The organism is Acinetobacter sp. YH12136 (assembly GCF_013418545.1).
GTDB lineage: Bacteria > Pseudomonadota > Gammaproteobacteria > Pseudomonadales > Moraxellaceae > Acinetobacter > Acinetobacter towneri.
Genome location: NZ_VPBV01000068.1, coordinates 1 through 1,299, shown reverse-complemented (window position 1 = coordinate 1,299; position 1,299 = coordinate 1). Strand labels below are relative to the sequence as shown.

1 protein-coding gene is annotated in these 1,299 nt (G+C 39.7%); it reads right to left on the bottom strand.

All coding sequences use genetic code 11. The features are described 5' to 3' along the window. Window positions 1-34: 34 nt before the first annotated feature. A complete protein-coding gene (locus FTU71_RS14485; protein WP_179996062.1) occupies window positions 35-1,240 on the bottom strand; it encodes an IS256 family transposase in 1,206 nt (401 codons plus the stop codon). Between the last annotated feature and the right edge of the window lie 59 nt (window positions 1,241-1,299).

Here is a 1,299-nt window from a genome sequence, read left to right as displayed (position 1 = left end):
GAGGGCGTTCAAAATTCTGTGTCAGTAAATTTGACTAGATTTTAATTATATCATCTAATCGACCTTCAAAGTAAATGGATAATTGAGTAATCGTTTGTCCCCATTCCTGAATAGGCATTGTCCATTTTTCTGATGCCTGTTGAATACCAATATACAGTAATTTCATCAGACTATCCTCATTGGGGAAAGCTCCTTTGGTTTTGGTTAGTTTGCGGAATTGACGATGTACGGCTTCAACGGCATTGGTGGTGTAAATCGGCTTCCTAATCGCTTTAGGGTATTTGAAATAGGCGGATAGTAGATGCCATTTGGTACGCCATGACTGAATGACCACACCATATTTTTCGCCCCATTTTTCTTCTAGCTCATCCAGTGCTACTTCTGCCGCCCCTTTGGTATCAGCACGGTAAATTGGCTTTAAATCAGCCATAAATGCCTTCTGATCTTTACTGGCAACATAGCGTAAAGAATTACGAATTTGATGAACGATACACAGTTGTATTTCTGTTTGAGGGTAAATCGCTGCTATGGCTTCGGGGAAACCTTTTAGTCCATCTACACAGGCAATCAGAATATCCTGAACACCACGATTTTGTAGGTCTGTCAGTACACTAAGCCAATGGTTCGCCCCTTCGCTTTCCGATAAATGCAAGCCGAGTAGTTCCTTCTTACCTTCAACATTTAAAGCTAAAATGGTATAGATCGCTTTGCTCACATAAACACCTTTATCCTTCACTTTGTAATGTATGGCATCTAACCAAACAAAGGGATAAATTGTATCGAGTGGGCGTTGTTTCCATGCTTGTAACTGAGGGAGGAGCTTATCTGTAATATTGGTGATAGCACCATCTGAAATCTCCAATCCATACATATCAGCAACATGCTTTTGAATATCACGATAGCTCATACCAAGTGCATAGAGTGATATGATTTTATTGTCAATTTCTTCTGATAATTTGGTCTGGTTCTTTTTAACTAACTGTGGCTCAAATTCACCATTTCGATCTCTAGGGGGTTCAAGCTCAAATGAACCTGATGTAGATTTTACTGTCTTGCGAGTATAGCCATTGCGGCGATTACCTTGTTTCGGATTCGCTTCAATGTAATTCTCGATTTCTGCTTCAAGAGCAGCTTCGGTCAGTTGTTTAATTAAAGGGGTGAGTATGCCATTTTCTCCAGTCAGTGCTTGTCCTGACTGGAGTTGTTTTAAGGCTGTTTCAAAATCAAATGTAGTTGCCATAATGCATCATTCCTGTTTTTAACAGTTTAAGGAAATGACACAGTTTTTTGAACACTACC